Here is a 17,935-nt window from a genome sequence, read left to right on the forward strand (position 1 = left end):
AGATGCGGAGCAGCGGGCGACGGGCTTTTTGCGCTGTTCTTTTTCGGCTCGTCTCGTGCCGTCAGAATTGCTTGCACGTCTTGCTTCTGCATACCGGCACAGGATGTACGGCGTTCGCTCGGTGGACTACAGTGTGTTGAAGGGCCTGCCGGCCCCCGCTGATGGCGCCAAGGCTCACGAAGCCAAGGAGGTCTCGGCCAAACAACAACACAGCCTAGGAGACGCAATGAAAACACCCGAGTCCAAAGAACACGTAACCGCACCGCCGGTTTGCACGCTGTCGTATATCCATCCCGAGCCGGACAGCCCCTGGCTGACCTATCTGGCCCAGGTTGATCGGGTACTGCCTCACTTGGGTCATCTGGCCCGTTGGGGGGAAACCTTGAAGCGCCCGAAGCGAGCACTCATCGTCGATGTGCCAATCGAGATGGACGATGGCTCGGTGCGGCACTTTGAGGGCTACCGGGTGCAGCACAATCTGTCGCGCGGGCCGGGCAAAGGCGGCGTTCGCTATCACCCCAATGTCACGCTGGAAGAAGTGATGGCGTTGTCGGCCTGGATGACCATCAAGAACGCCGCCGTTGGCCTGCCTTACGGCGGGGCGAAGGGGGGCATTCGGGTGACCCCTTCAGAGCTGTCGCGCAAGGAGCTTGAGCGGCTGACCCGCCGCTATACCAGCGAAATCGGCATCATCATCGGGCCGCAGCAGGATATTCCCGCGCCGGACGTCAACACCAACGGGCAGATCATGGCCTGGATGATGGACACGTATTCCATGAACGTCGGCGCCACCGCCACCGGGGTGGTGACGGGCAAGCCGATTCCGCTCGGAGGTTCTCTCGGTCGGGTCAAGGCCACGGGGCGCGGCGTGTTCGTGACCGGCAGTGAGGCCATCAGGCGCCTGGGCCTTGACGTGAAAAGTTTGAGGATCGCTGTCCAGGGCTTCGGCAACGTGGGCGGTACCGCAGCGGAGTTGTTCGCGCAAGCGGGCGCGAAGATCGTGGCAGTGCAGGATCACACCGGCACGATCATTCATGAACAAGGATTGGATGTGGCCGCGTTGCTGCGCCATGTCAGCAGTCATGGCGGCGTCGGCGGATTCTCGGGCGGACAAAAAGCCGACGATGAAGCGTTCTGGGATGTGCGCTGTGATGTGTTGATTCCCGCCGCTTTGGAGGGACAAGTGACGGCAGAACGTGCCCGCAAAACCACCGCCAAGCTCATACTCGAAGGCGCGAACGGCCCGACGTTGCCCGGCGCAGACGATGTCTGTGCAAGCCGGGGCATTCTTGTCGTCCCCGACGTCATCTGCAACGCGGGTGGTGTGACGGTTTCATACTTCGAATGGGTGCAAGACTTTTCGAGCTTCTTCTGGGATGAAGACGACATCAACGCCCGCCTCGACAAGATTCTTGGTAATGCCTTGTCCCGGATCTGGGATACCGCCGATCAGCTGAAAATCAGCCTGAGAACGGCCGCTTTCGTGGTGGCTTGCGAACGGGTGCTGCAAGCGCGCGAAGAACGCGGCCTTTATCCCTGAAGCGGGTTGTCTTTGCCCGCCCCTCAGGGCTTGGGGGGCGCCGCGACGCCGTCATCCAATGACTGCAGCGCGGTGGTTGGGCGGCCCCAGGCTGCGCGCAAACCGTCCAGTAGAAACACGGCAAGGCCCACCCAGACCAAGCCGAATCCGATCATTTTCGCGGCTGCAAAAGGCTCGTGATAAAGCCAGACGCCCAGCGCCAGTTGCAGAGTGGGGGTGATGTACTGCAAAACCCCCAGCAAGGTCATCGACATGCGACGAGCGCCCGCAGCGAACAGCAGCAAGGGGATGGTGGTGATCGGGCCTGCCGCCACCAGCAGCCCGCGCGTGGAGAGGTCGGCAGAGGCAAAGGCATTCATGCCCTGGGCGCTCAACCAGAACAGATAGGCCACGGCCAGCGGGAATAGCACCGCGGTTTCCACGGCGAGGCCTTCGAGCGCTCCCAGCGGCGCGGTCTTTCTGAGCAGCGCGTAACTGCCGAAGGTGAGCGCCAGGCTGAGACTGATCCACGGCACATGGCCGACCTCGATCGCCATGACCGTCACGCCCACCGCAGCAATGGCCAGAGCGACCCACTGCAGACCGCGCAGACGTTCATGCAGAAGAACCGATCCGAGAGCCACGTTGACCAAGGGATTGATGTAATAGCCCAGACTTGCGTCAACCACGTGGTTGCTGTTCACCGCCCAGATATAGATGCCCCAATTGCTCGAAAGGAGCACGGCACTGAGCGTAAAACGAGCGAGTAGGGCGGGCTGTTCGCGCAGCAGCCGCATCCAGGACCAGCGCTTGAGAACCGCTAGCAGCAAAGCGACAAAAAGCAGCGACCACGCCATGCGGTGCGCGAGGATCTGCAGGGAGGGAACCTGTTCGAGCGCCTTGAAGTAAAGCGGAAACAGGCCCCAGATGACGTACGCCGCCAGGGCGTAAACAACGCCGGAATTCATGTGAACGGATGGGCTTTTTGGGCTTGCCGATGACAGACATCGGCAAGCCGGGCTGCATACTGTAGCTGCAGCCGTGAGGATTTGCAGCGCGTCACCGCGCGGCGGCAAAAGAAGGCTCAGACGTTGAAGAGGAAATGCAGCACGTCGCCATCCTTGACGATGTATTCCTTGCCTTCGGCCCGCATCTTGCCCGCGTCTTTGGCGCCCTGCTCGCCGCCGTACTGGATGAAGTCGTCAAACGCGATGGTCTGGGCGCGGATGAAGCCCCGCTCGAAATCGGTGTGAATCACTGCAGCGGCCTGTGGCGCGGTCGCGCCAACGTGCACCGTCCAGGCCCGCACTTCCTTCACCCCGGCGGTGAAGTAGGTCTGCAGGCCGAGCAGCTTGAAGGCTGCGCGGATGAGGCGGTTCAGTCCCGGCTCTTCCTGCCCGAGATCGGCGAGGAAGGCTTGCTTCTCTTCCGCATCGAGACCGGCCAGTTCGCTCTCTAGTTTGGCGCAGATGGCCACGACTGGGGCGTTCTCCTTGGCCGCATACTCGCGCAGCTGGTCAAGGTGGGGGTTGTTCTCGAAGCCGTCCTCCATCACGTTGCCGACGAACATGGCCGGCTTGGCCGTGATGAGGCACAGCGGGGCGATCAGGGCGCGTTCTTCGGCGCTGAGCCCCAGGGCGCGCACCGGGCGCGCCTCGTTGAGCGCTGGGATGATGCGCTCCAACAGATCGGCGACCCGCCTGGCGTCCTTGTCGCCGGAACGTCCCTGCTTGTTCATGCGGTGCAGGCTCTTCTCCGCCGTGCCCAGATCGGCCAGACAGAGCTCGGTCTGAATCACGGCGATGTCCGAGATCGGGTCAACCCGGCCGGCGACGTGAATCACATTCGGATCTTCAAAGCAGCGCACCACGTTGATGATGGCGTCGGTCTCGCGGATGTGCGCCAGAAACTGGTTGCCCAGCCCCTCGCCTTGGCTCGCGCCAGCCACGAGTCCGGCAATGTCGACGAACTCGACCACCGCGGGCAGAACGCGCTGCGGCTTGACGATGACCGCGAGTTGATCAAGCCGCGGATCGGGCAATTCGACGATGCCGGTGTTGGGCTCGATGGTGCAGAAAGGGTAGTTTTCCGCCGGAATGGCGCTTTGGGTCAGCGCATTGAAGAGGGTGGACTTGCCCACGTTGGGCAAGCCCACGATGCCGCATTTCAGGCTCATGGTGTGGGAATGGATGAGCGCACAGGGTCGCGCGCGAAGCCACGGATTGTAGGGGCGGGCCTAATGTTCGATGTGCACCCGCAGCCCCGCAACCCACTGATGACCGGATTCGCCACCGGGGTTCTGAATGTGCTGGATGTCGGGCTGCAGGTAGAGATGGCGGGCGAGTTGCAGCGAGTACACCGCCTCGATCACGGTTTCGCTGGGCAGCGAATTCAGGCGTGCCTGCGCCACGCCGAGGGTGAGTACGTCGGCAGGGCGAGCGGCGTTTAGCCCCTGAATCCGCACGCCCGCGCCGATATAGCCCTGTACCGGGTTGGACGCCGCCGGGCTCCAGCCGCCTTGCAGGAAAGCGGCCCACTCGCGTCGGTCGGCATCTTTCCAGCGCCATTCGTTCACCGCGTATAAACCGTCACTGTCGGGGCCGTAGGCTGCAGTGTTCTGCTGCAGATGCCAGGCGCCCAGTTTCAGCGTGCCCTGCGTGTGTTCGGCTCCGCCCCAGGAGCGATCGGCTTCGGCGATCCACAGGGCGCCGCGATGGAGTGCGCCCGTCATGCCCGGAGGGTCGCCCTGCCACACGCCCGCCTGCGCCGACCAGCCGTTGCCCAGATCGAGCCCGCCCATCAGCCCCAGGCCAGGATTGGGGAAGGTGGCTATGTTGGCGTTGGAGGTCAGGGTGGGCGCAATGCCGAATGAGGCATTGTGCAAATGGCCGCCCACGCCGGTGGTGTCGAACGTGTTGTTCGCGTCCATGATGCCGCCCTGCACGAAACCTGGGCCGAACTGTTGGCGGTAGCTGAGTTGATAGAGGCGCAGGAAATTGGGCGCCCAGAGGTTGCTTGGCAGCTGTACCGTCTGGGTGGCGCTCTCTAGATTGCCGTTGCTGCGCAGGCCCATGAGCATGATGTCGAACTGACCGCCCTGCCACCAACCGGCCTGCGCGGTGTCTAGGGTGAGTGCAGCTTGAAAGGCGGCCACCGAGATGGCTTGGCGTGCACCGCTGCCGCCCACCACACCGAGCGTCTCAGCGTCAAGGTGGAGCGTGGTGCTCAGTCCTCTGCTCCAGGTCTGCCCCGGCGGGGTGATGGGCGCGGCAAAGGGGGCGAGCTGAAGGTTGGCGTCAGGTGTCTGGGCTGCTGCAGGCTGCCACAGGGCGGCGGCGAGCAGTGCGCCGAGGGCTGAGAGTTGCAGGCGCGTAGGCATTTCCGTTCATTGCAAATAGTAACTAGTCGTATTTGAGATTATGCCTGAACGAGCTGGTGACGGTCCGAAACCAGGCGACCATCGAGCATTTCAAGCACACGGTCGCATCGGGCGGCGATGCGCGGATCGTGCGTCACCAGCAGCACGGCGCAGCCGAAGGTCTGGTTGAAACGGCGGAACAGGGCGAACACATCGTCGGCGGCGTGCGAGTCGAGGTTGCCGGTGGGCTCATCCGCCAGCAGGATGGGGGGGCGGATCATCAGCGCCCGGGCAATGGCCACGCGCTGCTGCTGGCCGCCGGAGAGTTCGGTCGGGCGCTTGTGCGCGTGCATCGCCAAACCAACAGCGTCGAGCAGTTCGAGGGCGCGAGCGCGCGTGGCAGCATCGGGCTTTGCGCCGCCGAGCAGCGCGGGAATCATCACGTTGTCGATCACGCTGAAGGCGTTGATGAGGTGGTGGAACTGGAACACGAAGCCCAGTGAGCGCCCGCGCAGGGCGGTGCGGGCGGTATCGTTCAAGTCCACGGTGGGCCGACCTTGAACATGAATTTCGCCGCTGGTGGGCGTGTCGAGCAGGCCGATGAGGTTGAGAAGGGTGCTCTTGCCCGAACCGGACGGGCCGATGAGCGCGGCAAACTCGCCGTTGTGCACGGTGAGGTCGATGCCGTGCAGCACTTCGACTTCGAGCGGCGTGCCCAGGCCATAGGCTTTGCGCAGCCCTTCAAGGCGCAGCACGGGCGACGGGTTGGATGAGGTGGCGGGAGACGACATCGGCAAGGGTCACACCCTCTCAAACGGTGCGAATGGCCTCGACAGGATCGAGGTGCGAGGCACGCCGCGCCGGGGCGAAGGCGGCGATGATGCCCGCCAATGTGGCGATCAGCATGGCCTGCGGCACCAGCCACGGGCTGATGGTGACCGGAAACAGTCGCGGCCCCGAGGTGTTGAAGACGTAAACCAGACTCACGCCGAGCAGGGCGCCGATGGTGGAGCCGATCAGGCCGAGCACGCCGCCCTGAATGAGAAACACCGACATCATGCGCAGCCGGGTGGCGCCCATGGCGCGCAGGATGCCGATTTCGCGCGTGCGCTGCACCACGCTGACCGCCAGCACGCTGGCGATGCCCAACGCCACCGACAGCGCAATGGACAGGCGGATGATGTTGGTGGAGAGCGACTGCGAGCGCAGCGCATTGAGCAGCTGGCTGTTGGTGGTCATCCAGCTCTCGGCCTTGACGTCGAAGGTGCGGGCAATGCGCGCGGCGATGGCCTGGGCGCTGAACAGGTCGTGCACGCTCAGGTCGATTTCGGTGATGGAGCCGGGCAGGCCCAGCAGCGTTTGCGCCTGCTGCAGTCCGAGATAGATCTGGCGCTCGTCCACATCGCGCACGCCGATGGTGAAAATGCCCGCCACGCGATAGGCCTGCGCCTGGCCCGAGGGGCCGGTGAGTCGCAGGGTGTCGCCGATCGACAGACCGAGATCGGAGGCGAGCCGCGAGCCGATGAGAATTTTTTCCGCGCCCACCGCGAACTGCCCGGCGACGATATCGGTGTCAATCGGAATGATGCGCACATAGCTCGACGGCTCGATGCCGAGGATGGCCACCGCGCGCACCGCATTGCCGCGCTGGGCAAAGGCCGGGCCCGATACCACGGGGGTTGCCGCTTTCACGTCGGGCATGGTGCGGATGGCATGCAGCACCGCGGCGGCATTGTCGATGCCGCGCAGGCGCTGCGGTCGCGGGTCGATGCGCGACAAATAGGTGGTGTCGGACGCGGGCGGCGGGGTCAGCGGCACCAGATCGGGCGCCTTCACCACGATCTGCGGCTGGCTGCCCAGCGTGCGGTTGACGATATTGCCTTGCAGGCCGGTGACCAGGGCGGTGATGAACACGATCACCGCCGAGCCCACGGCGATGCCGATGAGAATGAGCAGCGATTGCGCGCGCCCATCCCGCAGGAATTGCAGCGCGATATTCCAGGACAGGCGCATGGATTCAGGGGCGCGAGGTTCAGCGGCCCGGCATAGGCAGGTCGTTGCCCGAAGCCGCACCGCTTGCGGCCGCGGCGGGCAGGGGCAGGAGTTGCAGTTGCACGCGCTCGCCGGGTTTCACGCTGGCGCCGCCGATGACCGACTCTCCCGACGACAGCCCGGAGACGATCTGCGTGAGCGTGAGCCCGCGCAGCCCGAGCTTGACCTGTTGCGCCTCGGCCCGGCCACCCCGCAGCACCAGCACCGTGGCCTGGTCGCCGTCGATGCGGCGCAAGGCCTCGTTGGGTACGACCAGCGTGTTGCTTCGCTGCGCGGTGATGATGTCGGCCGACACGGTCATGTCCTGCTTGAGCCAGACCGGCGGGGTAGGCACGCGCAGGCGCACTTCCAGCGTGCCGGTCGTGCGGTCGACCTGCGGCGCGAGAAAGCTCACCTGCGCCGCAAAACTGCGGTCGGGATAGGCGTCCGCAACGCAGCTTGCCTGCTGACCAAGTTGCAGATTGCCGATGCTCTGCTCGTTGACGGGCAACAGAATTTCGGTGGCGCCGTCCATCGCCAGAGTGAAAAGCGGCTGGCCGGGCGTGACCGTATCGCCCACTTCCACATTGCGCGCCAGCACCACGCCCGACACCCCGGCGCGCACCACATTGCGCGCATTCACCGCGCTGGCGGCATTGAGCGCGGCTTCGAGCACGCGCTGTTGTGCGCCGCCGGGCGCCACGGCGTTGTAAGCCGCCTGGGCGCTGTCGCGCTGCTGGCGGGCGTTGCGCAGGGCGGTCTGCGCCTGTTCGAGTTGCTGCGCCGAGCCGCCTCCCGCGTCGAACACCCCCTGCGCGCGCTTGAGGTCGCGCTCGGCCTGCTCGACCTGCACCTTGGCCTGCGCCAGCGCGGCGGCAGCCTGCGGGCGCGACTGTTCGACCAACTGACGCAAGGCGGCGCGCGCCTGTTCGAGCTGGGCCGAAGTCTGGTCGGCGCGCAGTTCGAGCAAGACCTGCCCGGCTTTGACGTGCTCGCCACGATCGACCAGCCGCTTCACCACCGTGCCGGTGATTTCGCTCGCCACCTGCACTCTGGAAGGGGTGATCACATAGCCGGTGGCCACCACGTTTTGCACCAGATTGCGGGTTTCGATCTTGTAGCCAGAGACTTCCGGCGGACGGCTGCGCCACCACAGCACGGCAGCCGCAATGGCCAGCGCGAGCAGCACCCAAAGCAGGCGCTGCCAGGGAAATCGGGAGGTTTTGGGTGTGGCGGGCATGAGTTGAACGGCGGAGATTTTCGACGCCCGGAGTCGCGTCCAGGCGAAAGTTGAGCATCATAGAGAGGAGATAAGTGTTGCGCCGCGGGGTTCCGATGCTGCCGCAGGCGCTGTTGCGCTGCGACAAAGTGCGAAACCATTTTGAGGCGACAAAACGCGCACGCTTGCCAGCAGGCGCCCGTTCTGCTTCAATCAAAACCTTCAGACGCTAACCGCAACAACCGCGCCATGACCTCAAACCGTTTCTACTTTTTTGGTTTTTGGTATTTCTCGCACCGCACCGGCGGAGGGAGAGGCTGAAGCGCGACTGAATAACGCAGCCCACAAATCCTCGAAAACCGCCGGCAAAGCCCGGCGGTTTTTTTTCGGCCGTCGGGTGGCGAAAAGTCCCATGTTCGATCTATCCGCAGTCCGTGAATCCGCCGCGCCTTTAGCGGCTTCCATGCCCACCATGCCCGCAGGAGAGCTTCCGATGCAGTCCAAATCCGCCGCAGAGTCTTTGCACAAACCGCAGGAGGACAAGACCTCCCGCACCGACAACGCCCGCATCAAGCACATCGTGCCTCTGCCGCCGCCGGAGCATCTCATCCGCTTCTTTCCCATCGCCGACACACCGGTGGAAACGCTGGTGAGCGACACCCGCCATGCCCTGCATCGCATCATCCATGGCGAGGACGACCGGCTGTTGCTCATCATCGGCCCCTGTTCCATTCACGACCCCAAGGCCGCGCTCGACTACGCCCAGCGGCTGGCGGTGCTGCGCAAACAGCATGCGGGCGAGCTGGAAATCGTCATGCGGGTGTATTTCGAGAAGCCGCGCACGACGGTGGGCTGGAAGGGGCTGATCAACGATCCGTATCTGGACGAGAGTTTTCGCATCGACGAGGGCCTGCGCATCGCCCGCGAGGTGCTGATCGACATCAATCGCCTGGGCGTGCCTGCGGGCAGCGAATTCCTCGACGTGATTTCGCCGCAGTACATCGCCGATCTCATCTCGTGGGGTGCCATTGGCGCGCGCACCACCGAGAGCCAGGTGCACCGCGAGCTGGCTTCGGGGTTGTCGGCGCCGATCGGCTTCAAGAATGGCACCGACGGCAGCCTGCGCATCGCGATCGACGCGATTCACGCCGCGCGTCGGCCGCACTCCTTTTTGTCCGTGCATAAAAACGGGCAGGTGGCCATCGTGCAGACCCGTGGCAATAAAGATACCCACGTCATTTTGCGTGGCGGCAAGACGCCCAACTACGACGCCGCCAGCGTGCGCGAAGCCTGCGCCGCACTCGAAGAGGCCAAGCTCGACTGCCGCCTGATGATTGACTGCTCGCATGCCAACAGCGCCAAGCAGCACATGCGCCAGCTCGACGTGGCGCGCGACATCGCCGCGCAACTGGGCGCGGGTGAGCGCTGCATTTTCGGCGTCATGGCCGAGAGCCATCTGCACGGCGGGGCGCAGAAATTCACCGCAGGCAAGGACGATCCGTCCCAGCTCACCTACGGCCAGAGCATCACTGACGCCTGTCTGCCGTGGGACGATTCGGTCGAGCTGATGCAGGTGCTGGCCGACGGCGTCAAGGCGCGGCGCAAACACAAGTCGGCGAAGTAAGCTTTGTTTTTTCACTGAACCGCAGGAGAACCCATGCCCGCCATCCGAATCGACCTCTTCGAGGGCCGCAGCCCCGAGGTGAAAAAACAACTCGTCCAGAACATCACGCAGGCCGTGGTCGACACCCTCAAGTGTTCGCCCGACGCAGTGGACATCATCCTCAACGAGGTGCCCAAGTCGCACTGGGCCACCGGCGGCAAGCTGTGGAGCGAGCCGCGCGAGTGAACCAGACAGGAGCGCCACATGGTGGGCTATAAGTGGTTCGAATCGCTCATGGAGCAGACCAACAAGCTGCTTCATGTGTTCATGGCCATCGTGCTGCTCGTGGCCAGCCTGTTGCTGATCTGGCAGTTCGGGCAGGACGTGGTGCAGACCGTGCGTTCCGGCGCGGTGGCGCAGGGTTTTTTGCACGCCCTGGGCAATCTGTTCATCCTCTGGGTGCTGTCGTCGCTGATTTCCGCCGAAATCCGTTACATGCGCACCGGCAATTTTTCGGTGCTGGTGTTCATCGAGGCCGCGCTCATCACCCTGTTGCGTCAGCTCATCATCATTCCGGTCGAGAGCCAGGGGCAGTTGCAGAACTGGGCCTGGACCTACGGCCTGATCACTGCGGCGGTCGTGGCGGTGGGCATCACTTACTTTCTGGTGCGCCGGGTGATGCCGGGTGAGCAGGGCGCCGGCTCCGGAAGTTGATTGGTCATTGAAAAGTGCTGAATCTTTCGCTTTCTGCTTCTATTCACATCCCGTCATCCAGTCAATAGACTGATGGTCTGAAATGCCCTGCATAGTTCGCCGGGCGCCCCAACGAGGAGAGGGAATCATGGCCAGAATGCGTGCGGTGGATGCCGCAGTTTTAGTGCTCGAAAAAGAAGGTGTGCATCAGGCCTTCGGCGTGCCGGGTGCGGCGATCAACCCCCTTTATTCCGCGCTGCGCAAGAACGGTCACATCGCGCATGTGCTGGCGCGGCACGTCGAGGCGGCGTCGCACATGGCCGAGGGCTACACCCGCACCGCGCCGGGCCATATTGGTGTGTGCATTGGCACCTCCGGGCCGGCGGGCACCGACATGATCACCGGGCTGTATTCGGCCATCGCCGACTCCATTCCCATTCTGTGCATCACCGGCCAGGCGCCGCGCGCGCGGCTGTACAAGGAAGACTTTCAGGCGGTGGACATCGAGTCCATTGCCAAGCCGGTGTGCAAGTGGGCGGTCACCGTGCGCGAGCCCGCGCTGGTGCCGCAAGTGTTTCAGCAGGCGTTCCATGTGATGCGCTCGGGCCGTCCGGGGCCGGTGCTGATCGACTTGCCGCTGGACGTGCAGCTCGCCGAAATCGAGTTCGACGCCGACACTTACGCGCCGCTGGCGGTCTACAAGCCCACGGCGACCAAGGCACAGATCGAGAAGGCGCTGGACATGCTCGAAGCGGCCGAGCGCCCGCTGATCGTCGCCGGCGGCGGCGTGATCAATGCCGACGCGACCGATCTGCTGGTGCAGTTCGCCGAGCTGACCGGCGTGCCGGTGATTCCCACTCTGATGGGTTGGGGCGCCATTGGCGACAGCCATCCGCTGATGGCGGGCATGGTCGGCCTGCAAACCTCGCACCGTGGCGGCAATGCCAACCTGCTGGCTTCCGACCTGGTGCTGGGCATCGGCAACCGCTGGGCCAACCGCCACACCGGCTCGCCCGAGGTGTATGCCAAGGGCCGAAAGATTCTGCACGTGGACATCGAGCCCACGCAGATCGGCCGGGTGTTCATGCCCGATTACGGCATCACCTCCGATGCGAAGGCGGCGCTCGAACTGTTCATCTCGGTGGCGCGCGAGCGCAAGGCGGCGGGCAAACTCAAAGACCGCAGCGCCTGGGCGGGGGCCTGCCGCGAGCGGGTGCAAACGATGTTGCGCAAGTGGGACTACGGCCAGATCCCCATCAAGCCCCACCGCGTTTACAAGGAGATGGTCGAGTTTTTCGACGCCAACACGCGCTACGTCACCACCATCGGCCTGTCGCAAATCGCCGCGGCGCAGTTGCTCAAGGTGGAGAAGCCGCGCCACTGGATCAACGCCGGCCAGGCGGGCCCGCTGGGCTGGACCATGCCCGCCGCACTGGGCGTGCGCGTGGCCGATCCGACCGCGGACGTGGTGGCCATTTCCGGCGACTACGACTTCCAGTTTCTCATCGAGGAACTGGCAGTGGGCGCGCAGTTCAAGCTGCCCTACATCCACATCGTGGTGAACAACTCCTATCTTGGCTTGATCCGCCAGGGCCAGCGCCAGTTCGATATGGACTTCTGCGTGCAACTCTCGTTTGACAACGTCAACTCGCCCGAAGTCAGCGGTTACGGTATCGACTTCGTCAAGGTGACCGAAGGGCTGGGCTGCAAGGCCATTCGCGTGTTCGACCCCAACCAGATTCAGCCTGCGCTGGCGCAGGCGCGGCAGTTGATGAAGGAGTTTGCCGTGCCCGTGGTGGTCGAGATCATTCTCGAGCGCGTGACGAACATCGCCATGGGTGGTGAAATTGACGCCATCACCGAATTCGATCCTGTGATTGATCTCGTTCCTGCAGAGGCCTGAACCATGCCCCAATTTGCCGCCAACCTCACCATGCTCTTCACCGAAGAGCCCTTCATCGACCGTTTCGAAGCCGCCGCCAAAGCCGGTTTCAAGGCGGTGGAATTCCTCTTTCCCTACGCCCACACCGCGCAGCAGGTGCGCAACGCCGCGCTGGAAGCCGGGGTGCAGATCGTGCTGCACAACCTGCCCGCGGGCGACTGGGATGCGGGCGAGCGCGGCATCGCCTGCCTGCCCGACCGGGTGAATGAATTCCGCGAGGGCGTGGCCAAGGCCATCGAATACGCCACTGCGCTGGGCGTCACCCAAGTCAACTGTCTGGCGGGCAAGGCCCCGGCGGGCGCCGATCCTGCCGTGCTGCGGGCCACCTTCGTCGAGAACCTGCGTTACGCCGCGGGGCAACTTGGCGCCCACGGCATCCGTCTGCTGATCGAGCCGATCAACACCTTCGACATTCCCGGTTTTTACCTGCACGGCACGGCGCAGGCGCTGGCCCTCATGGACGAGGTGGGTAGCGACAACCTGTTCCTGCAGTACGACATCTATCACATGCAGCGCATGGAAGGCGAGCTGGCCGCGACGATGCAAAAGCACCTGCCGCGTATCGCCCACATCCAGCTGGCCGACAACCCCGGGCGCTTTGAACCGGGCACGGGCGAGATCAACTACGCCTTCCTGTTCCAGCATCTCGACCGTATCGGCTACACCGGCCACATCGGCTGCGAATACAAGCCCAAGACTACGACCACCGCTGGGCTGGGCTGGCTGGCCGCGCTATAAAACAGACACACGTTCACAACAAAACGGAGATCGACATGGCAACACTGGGATTCATCGGACTGGGCATCATGGGCACGCCCATGGCGGGGCATCTGCTCGCTGGCGGGCACACGCTGTACGTTCACAGCCGCAGCAAAGTGCCGCAAGCCCTGCTCGACGCGGGTGCGAAGCCTTGCGCCAGCAATGCCGAAGTGGCGCAGAAGGCCGACATCATTTTCACCATGGTGCCCGACACGCCCGATGTGCAGAAGGTGCTGTTCGCCGATGACGGCGTGGCACAGGGGCTGACGCCGGGCAAGATCGTGGTCGACATGAGTTCCATCGGACCGATGGAAACCAAGGCCTTCGCCCAGCAGATCAACGCCCTGGGCTGCGAATATCTCGACGCGCCGGTCTCCGGCGGCGAGGTCGGCGCCAAGGCCGCGAGCCTGACCATCATGGTCGGCGGCAAGCAGGACGTGTTCGACAAGGTCGAGCCCCTGTTCAAGCTCATGGGCAAGAACATCACCCTGGTCGGCGGCAATGGCGATGGCCAAACCTGCAAGGTGGCCAACCAGATCATCGTCGCGCTCAACATCCAGGCCGTGGCCGAGGCGTTGCTGTTCGCCAGCAAGGCCGGGGCCGACCCGGCCAAGGTGCGTCAGGCGCTGATGGGCGGCTTCGCGGCGTCACGCATTCTCGAAGTGCACGGCGAGCGCATGGTCAAGCGCACCTTCCAGCCGGGCTTCCGCATCAACCTGCACCAGAAAGACCTGAACCTGGCACTGTCGGGCGCGAAACAACTCGGCGTCGCGCTGCCCAATACCGCCGTGGCGCAGCAACTCATGTCGGCCTGCGCCGCCAACGGCATGGACGGGCTCGATCACTCCGCGCTGTGCCGCGCAGTGGAGCTGATGAGCCACCACACCATTGCGCCGGAAGCCTGATCCGCGAGTCGTGCGATGACCCTGCCCAGCGCCGCCGCCCAGCCCGTCGCGTTTCTGCGCGCCCTGTTCGACGTGGCCGTGGCTCGCGCGCAGCCGCGCGAGGTCATGGCGCCGTTTCTGCCGCCGCCGCCCAGGGGCCGTACTCTGGTCATCGGCGCGGGCAAGGCCAGCGGCGCCATGGTCGAGGCACTCGACGCTCTATGGCCGCAGGAGGCGCCCGTTTCTGGCCTGGTCGTCACGCGCTACGGCTACGTGCCGCCTGCGCTGCGCGGCAGGCAGGGCCGCATCGAACTGGTCGAGACCGCCCATCCCGTGCCCGATGCCGCGGGCGAGGCGGCCGCGCGGCGCATGCTGGCGCTCACCCAGGGGCTCACCGCGGACGATCTCGTCATCTGCCTCATCTCCGGCGGCGGTTCGGCGCTGCTGCCCCTGCCGACCGAGGGGCTGAGCCTTGCCGACAAACAGCGCATCAACCGCGAGCTGTTGATGAGCGGCGCCACCATTGGCGAGATGAACTGTGTGCGCAAGCACCTCTCGGCGATCAAGGGCGGGCGGCTTGCCGCGGCGTGCGCGCCGGCGCAGGTACTTACCCTGCTGATTTCCGACGTGCCGGGCGACGATCCGGACGTCATCGCCAGCGGCCCCACCGTGCCCGACCCAAGCACCTGCGCGCAGGCGCTGGCCATCATCGATCGCTATGGCATCGGCATACCCGAGAGCATCCGCGCCGGACTGCAAAGCGGCGCGCTCGAAACGCCCAAGCCGGGCGATGCGGTGTTCAGCGGCAACCGGGTCGAGATGATCGCCACGCCCAGGCAAATGCTGCAAGCCGCGGCCGAGGCTTGCCGCCAGGCGGGCTTGCCTGCGTACATCCTGGCCGACGACATGGAGGGCGAGTCGCGCGACATCGCCCAGGCGCACGCCGCGCTGGCGCGCAGTGTGGCGCGTCACGGCACGCCCTTCGCCAAGCCCTGCGTCATCCTCTCCGGCGGCGAAACCACGGTGAGCGTGGCCAAGGGCAACTCTCACGGCAAGGGCGGGCGCGGCACCGAGTTTCTGCTCGCCCTGGCACTGGCCCTCGATGGCGAGGCCGGCGTCTGGGCACTGGCCGGAGATACCGACGGCATCGACGGCAGTGAAGACAACGCCGGCGCCTGGATCACGCCCGACACCCTCATCCGCGCCCGCGCCGCCGGTCTGAAGCCTCGCGCGTTTCTCGATGGCCACGACGCCTACACCCTGTTCGCCGCCACGGGTGATCTGCTGGTGACCGGGCCGACCTACACCAACGTCAACGATTTTCGCGCCCTGCTGGTGCTTTGACCCTGATTGTCCATGAGGCGGGGCTTCGCCCCTACACGGGCGCTGGCGGGCGGTTTGGGGCGTCTTTGGCCCCGCGCTTCGCGCCCATAGCTTGGGCTATGGGCTTGTCGCGCAGGGCCAAATCCCTCCCCAACCCGCCGCGCCATCATCCCGTGTCCTCATGAACAATCTGGGTTGAACCCGGCGGTAAAGCCTGGCGGTAAAACCTGATTCCGCCGCATGCTGGCATACTGCGGCTGCACGTTTTTCCGGAGGTCGCCATGCCGCAGTCTGACCCATCCAACGATCCCTTGCGTCCACCGCCGCCACGCCGCGTGGGCTGGTTGGTGGCGGTGCTGTTGATTGTGGCGCTGGCCGTACTGGGCTATGCCAACCGCGAGCGTCTGCAACAGTGGACCCAGGCCTGGATGGGCCATACCGCCGCTGTGCCCACGGCAGCCTCCGCCCCGGCAAAGGCAGGCAGCGTGCCCGCCGCGCCCAGCAGTGCGCCCCAGCCTGCGGCCTCTGCTGCGTCGGCGCCGCTGCAATTGCCCGCCAGCACGGCATCGCTGCCCGCCTTGCACAACAGCGATGCGGCGGTGCGGGGTGAACTCGGCGCCTTGCTCGGCAAGCCGGGTATGGCGTGGCTGGTGCCGCGCCATCTCATCCTGCACTTCGTCGCCACGGTGGACAACCTGACGCGGCAGGCCGTGCCGCTGCAGGTCTGGCCGGTGCGTCCCGTACCCGGCGCGCTGCGCACCACGGGGCAGGGCAGCAATCTGACCATCGCGCCGGATAACGCCCGTCGCTATGCGCCCTATGTGCAGATTCTCACCGCCATTTCGCCGCAGCGCGCCGCGCGGCTTTATGTGCAGCTCTACCCGTTGTGCGAGCAGGCTTGGCGGGAGCTGGGGCATCCCAAAAGCGCGTTCAACGACCGTCTGCTGGCTGTGATCGCCAATCTGCTGCAGGCGCCCGAACCGCAGGGGGCGGTGCTGCTGCGTCAGCCCAAGGTGCTTTACACCTATGCCGACCCGGCACTTGAAGCCGCACCGGCCGGGCAAAAGATTCTCATGCGCATGGGGCTGGCAAACGAGCGCGCGGTCAAGGACTGGCTGCGTCAGTTCAGTCAGGATTTGCGGGCGCAGATGCAGCCTGCGGCAACAGCGCCTTCGCCTGCGCAATGAAGTTGCGCAGCGGCGGCTGCGGGTCATCGCGCCGCCACACCAAGAGCACCTCGGTGCTGGCCTGCACATCGGCCAGCGGCCGGTAGGCGACCCAGGGCAACTGGGCGCGCTGCATCGAGGCGGCGACGATGCCCACGCCCAATCCGGCCGAGATCAGTCCGATGAGAGTGGGCATTTCGTGCACTTCCTGTGCGATGTGCGGGCTGAAACCGGCCTGGGTGCACAGCGCCAGCGTCTGCTCGCGCAGACCCGCGCCCAGGCTGGCGCTGTAGATCACAAAGGGTTGATCGCGCAGATCGTTCAGGCGCAGACTGGCTCTCGCGGCCAGGGGGTGGTCGGCATGCAGAGCGGCCAGCAAGGGTTCGCGCTGCACTACCAGTGTGGACAGTCGGGGGTTGTGCATCAGCTGCGTGGTGCGGATGAAACCCAGATCGAGGCGGTGCGCGAGCAGGTCGTCGATCTGCGATTGCGAAGGCTGCTCGCGCAGATCGAGCGCGACCTGCGGCCAGGCGGCGCGAAAGTCGCGCAGCAGCCGGGGCATCACATCGGTGAAGGGCATCGAGCCGGCAAAGCCCACGGCCAGCCTGCCGGTCTCGCCGCGGCCGACCTGACGGGTCTGCGCAATGGCGTGTTCCACCGCGTCGAGAATGCTGCGCGCCAGCGGCAGCAGCGCGTCGCCTGCGGCCGTGCGCTGCACTCCGCCGCGCCCACGGGTGAACAAGGGCACGCCGAGCTCGGCTTCCAGCGCCTGGATCTGCTGGCTTAGCGGCGGTTGCGAGACATGCAGGCGCTGCGCGGCCCGGGTGAAATGGCGCTCTTCGGCAACGGCGACGAAGTAGCGCAGATGGCGCAAGTCCATATCCAAAACAGATCAGAGTTTTAGAAAATGATATTTCACATATCAAAAAGACGGACTTAAGCTTTGATCAAAGAAGGCCTGCTGGTCTTCGCCGTATCGCCTCCGAATCATCCCGCCCATGTCCACCACCGCCTTGTCCCCGACGCTTCAGGATGCCGCAGGCCCGCCCGAGTGGCTGCGCCGCGCCGCCGTCACGGCGGCGGGCATGTGCGCGTTTTTCACCATGTACGTCACGCAGGGGCTGCTGCCCAGCCTGCAGTCGGTGTTCCACGCCAGCGTGGCCGAGCTCAGCCTGACCATCACCTTCACCACCCTGGCGGTCGCGGTGGCGGCGCCGTTTTCAGGCATCGCGGCAGACCGCTTTGGCCGCAAGCGGGTGCTGCTGGTCTCGCTTGCGGGGCTGGGGCTGTCCACCCTGCTGGCGGCCACGGCCACCTCGCTGCACGGCCTGCTTGTGTGGCGGGCCATCGAGGGCTTGTGCATTCCCGGCGTGTTCACCGCGACGGTGGCTTATATCAGCGAGGAATGGCCGCCCTCCGAGGTTCCGGCGGTGACCGC

At 65.1% G+C, this 17,935-nt stretch carries 17 protein-coding genes; 10 read left to right on the plus strand and 7 right to left on the minus strand.

Going from position 1 to position 17,935, the window contains the following annotated elements; genetic code table 11:
- Nucleotides 1-226: 226 nt before the first annotated feature.
- Nucleotides 227-1,540, plus strand: coding sequence for a Glu/Leu/Phe/Val family dehydrogenase (locus AC2VLV_RS03515; RefSeq protein ID WP_486988671.1), 1,314 nt, complete (start codon nucleotides 227-229; stop codon nucleotides 1,538-1,540).
- Nucleotides 1,541-1,563: 23 nt separating this feature from the next.
- On the opposite strand, the gene rarD is transcribed toward AC2VLV_RS03515, so the two are convergent.
- The 6 genes from rarD to AC2VLV_RS03545 form a co-directional block, all read right to left on the minus strand.
- On the minus strand, nucleotides 1,564-2,487 hold the full coding sequence (rarD, locus tag AC2VLV_RS03520) for an EamA family transporter RarD (RefSeq protein WP_486988656.1): 924 nt from the start codon (nucleotides 2,485-2,487) through the stop codon (nucleotides 1,564-1,566).
- 116 nt (nucleotides 2,488-2,603) lie between these two features.
- Nucleotides 2,604-3,695, minus strand: coding sequence for a redox-regulated ATPase YchF (ychF, locus tag AC2VLV_RS03525; protein ID WP_486988657.1), 1,092 nt, complete (start codon nucleotides 3,693-3,695; stop codon nucleotides 2,604-2,606).
- Between the two features lie 60 nt (nucleotides 3,696-3,755).
- Complete coding sequence (locus tag AC2VLV_RS03530) at nucleotides 3,756-4,898, minus strand: carbohydrate porin (RefSeq protein ID WP_486988658.1); 1,143 nt, start codon at nucleotides 4,896-4,898, stop codon at nucleotides 3,756-3,758.
- A 38-nt stretch (nucleotides 4,899-4,936) separates the two neighbouring features.
- A complete protein-coding gene (locus tag AC2VLV_RS03535) occupies nucleotides 4,937-5,668 on the minus strand; it encodes an ABC transporter ATP-binding protein (protein WP_486988659.1) in 732 nt (243 codons plus the stop codon).
- Nucleotides 5,669-5,687: 19 nt separating this feature from the next.
- A complete protein-coding gene (locus tag AC2VLV_RS03540; RefSeq protein ID WP_486988660.1) occupies nucleotides 5,688-6,890 on the minus strand; it encodes an ABC transporter permease in 1,203 nt (400 codons plus the stop codon).
- Nucleotides 6,891-6,909: 19 nt separating this feature from the next.
- Nucleotides 6,910-8,148: an efflux RND transporter periplasmic adaptor subunit gene (locus AC2VLV_RS03545; protein ID WP_486988661.1), complete on the minus strand. Its 1,239-nt coding sequence runs from the start codon at nucleotides 8,146-8,148 to the stop codon at nucleotides 6,910-6,912.
- 472 nt (nucleotides 8,149-8,620) lie between these two features.
- Here AC2VLV_RS03545 and AC2VLV_RS03550 point away from each other — a divergent pair, with 472 nt between their 5' ends.
- The 8 genes from AC2VLV_RS03550 (at nucleotide 8,621) to AC2VLV_RS03585 (ending at nucleotide 16,518) form a co-directional block, all read left to right on the plus strand.
- Nucleotides 8,621-9,751: a 3-deoxy-7-phosphoheptulonate synthase gene (locus AC2VLV_RS03550; RefSeq protein ID WP_486988662.1), complete on the plus strand. Its 1,131-nt coding sequence runs from the start codon at nucleotides 8,621-8,623 to the stop codon at nucleotides 9,749-9,751.
- 33 nt (nucleotides 9,752-9,784) lie between these two features.
- Nucleotides 9,785-9,976: a 4-oxalocrotonate tautomerase gene (locus tag AC2VLV_RS03555; RefSeq protein WP_486988663.1), complete on the plus strand. Its 192-nt coding sequence runs from the start codon at nucleotides 9,785-9,787 to the stop codon at nucleotides 9,974-9,976.
- Between the two features lie 18 nt (nucleotides 9,977-9,994).
- Nucleotides 9,995-10,444: a phosphate-starvation-inducible PsiE family protein gene (locus AC2VLV_RS03560; RefSeq protein ID WP_486988664.1), complete on the plus strand. Its 450-nt coding sequence runs from the start codon at nucleotides 9,995-9,997 to the stop codon at nucleotides 10,442-10,444.
- Nucleotides 10,445-10,571: 127 nt separating this feature from the next.
- The gene (gene gcl / locus AC2VLV_RS03565) at nucleotides 10,572-12,326 is read left to right on the plus strand and encodes a glyoxylate carboligase (protein ID WP_486988665.1); all 1,755 of its coding nucleotides are present in this window, start codon (nucleotides 10,572-10,574) and stop codon (nucleotides 12,324-12,326) included.
- Nucleotides 12,327-12,329: 3 nt separating this feature from the next.
- Nucleotides 12,330-13,103, plus strand: a complete 774-nt coding sequence (gene hyi, locus AC2VLV_RS03570; protein ID WP_486988666.1) for a hydroxypyruvate isomerase — start codon at nucleotides 12,330-12,332, stop codon at nucleotides 13,101-13,103.
- Nucleotides 13,100-14,029 carry a 2-hydroxy-3-oxopropionate reductase gene (locus tag AC2VLV_RS03575; RefSeq protein WP_486988672.1) on the plus strand — a complete coding sequence of 310 codons (930 nt, stop codon included), beginning with the start codon at nucleotides 13,100-13,102 and terminating at the stop codon, nucleotides 14,027-14,029. The genes hyi and AC2VLV_RS03575 overlap by 4 nt, the downstream gene beginning before the upstream one ends.
- A gap of 15 nt (nucleotides 14,030-14,044) precedes the next feature.
- Entirely contained in the window at nucleotides 14,045-15,352 is a 1,308-nt protein-coding gene (locus AC2VLV_RS03580) for a glycerate kinase type-2 family protein (protein WP_486988667.1), read from the plus strand.
- A gap of 260 nt (nucleotides 15,353-15,612) precedes the next feature.
- Nucleotides 15,613-16,518, plus strand: coding sequence for a DUF3014 domain-containing protein (locus AC2VLV_RS03585; RefSeq protein WP_486988668.1), 906 nt, complete (start codon nucleotides 15,613-15,615; stop codon nucleotides 16,516-16,518).
- Here AC2VLV_RS03585 and AC2VLV_RS03590 read toward each other — a convergent pair.
- Nucleotides 16,457-17,377, minus strand: a complete 921-nt coding sequence (locus AC2VLV_RS03590; protein WP_486988669.1) for a LysR substrate-binding domain-containing protein — start codon at nucleotides 17,375-17,377, stop codon at nucleotides 16,457-16,459. The two genes, AC2VLV_RS03585 and AC2VLV_RS03590, sit on opposite strands and share 62 nt — an antisense overlap.
- 118 nt (nucleotides 17,378-17,495) lie before the next feature.
- Here AC2VLV_RS03590 and AC2VLV_RS03595 point away from each other — a divergent pair.
- Nucleotides 17,496-17,935: MFS transporter (locus AC2VLV_RS03595; RefSeq protein WP_486988670.1), on the plus strand; the 440-nt coding region annotated here is incomplete at its 3' end.

Source organism: Thiomonas sp. TH-17 (assembly GCF_057473305.1).

What these genes read in the sequence shown, in the direction of transcription:
- AC2VLV_RS03515 (WP_486988671.1), top strand. Translation starts at nt 227, where the DNA reads ATGAAAACACCCGAGTCCAAAGAACACGTAACCGCACCGCCGGTTTGC.
- rarD (WP_486988656.1), bottom strand. Translation starts at nt 2,487, where the DNA reads ATGAATTCCGGCGTTGTTTACGCCCTGGCGGCGTACGTCATCTGGGGC.
- ychF (WP_486988657.1), bottom strand. Translation starts at nt 3,695, where the DNA reads ATGAGCCTGAAATGCGGCATCGTGGGCTTGCCCAACGTGGGCAAGTCC.
- AC2VLV_RS03530 (WP_486988658.1), bottom strand. Translation starts at nt 4,898, where the DNA reads ATGCCTACGCGCCTGCAACTCTCAGCCCTCGGCGCACTGCTCGCCGCC.
- AC2VLV_RS03535 (WP_486988659.1), bottom strand. Translation starts at nt 5,668, where the DNA reads ATGTCGTCTCCCGCCACCTCATCCAACCCGTCGCCCGTGCTGCGCCTT.
- AC2VLV_RS03540 (WP_486988660.1), bottom strand. Translation starts at nt 6,890, where the DNA reads ATGCGCCTGTCCTGGAATATCGCGCTGCAATTCCTGCGGGATGGGCGC.
- AC2VLV_RS03545 (WP_486988661.1), bottom strand. Translation starts at nt 8,148, where the DNA reads ATGCCCGCCACACCCAAAACCTCCCGATTTCCCTGGCAGCGCCTGCTT.
- AC2VLV_RS03550 (WP_486988662.1), top strand. Translation starts at nt 8,621, where the DNA reads ATGCAGTCCAAATCCGCCGCAGAGTCTTTGCACAAACCGCAGGAGGAC.
- AC2VLV_RS03555 (WP_486988663.1), top strand. Translation starts at nt 9,785, where the DNA reads ATGCCCGCCATCCGAATCGACCTCTTCGAGGGCCGCAGCCCCGAGGTG.
- AC2VLV_RS03560 (WP_486988664.1), top strand. Translation starts at nt 9,995, where the DNA reads ATGGTGGGCTATAAGTGGTTCGAATCGCTCATGGAGCAGACCAACAAG.
- gcl (WP_486988665.1), top strand. Translation starts at nt 10,572, where the DNA reads ATGGCCAGAATGCGTGCGGTGGATGCCGCAGTTTTAGTGCTCGAAAAA.
- hyi (WP_486988666.1), top strand. Translation starts at nt 12,330, where the DNA reads ATGCCCCAATTTGCCGCCAACCTCACCATGCTCTTCACCGAAGAGCCC.
- AC2VLV_RS03580 (WP_486988667.1), top strand. Translation starts at nt 14,045, where the DNA reads ATGACCCTGCCCAGCGCCGCCGCCCAGCCCGTCGCGTTTCTGCGCGCC.
- AC2VLV_RS03585 (WP_486988668.1), top strand. Translation starts at nt 15,613, where the DNA reads ATGCCGCAGTCTGACCCATCCAACGATCCCTTGCGTCCACCGCCGCCA.
- AC2VLV_RS03590 (WP_486988669.1), bottom strand. Translation starts at nt 17,377, where the DNA reads ATGGACTTGCGCCATCTGCGCTACTTCGTCGCCGTTGCCGAAGAGCGC.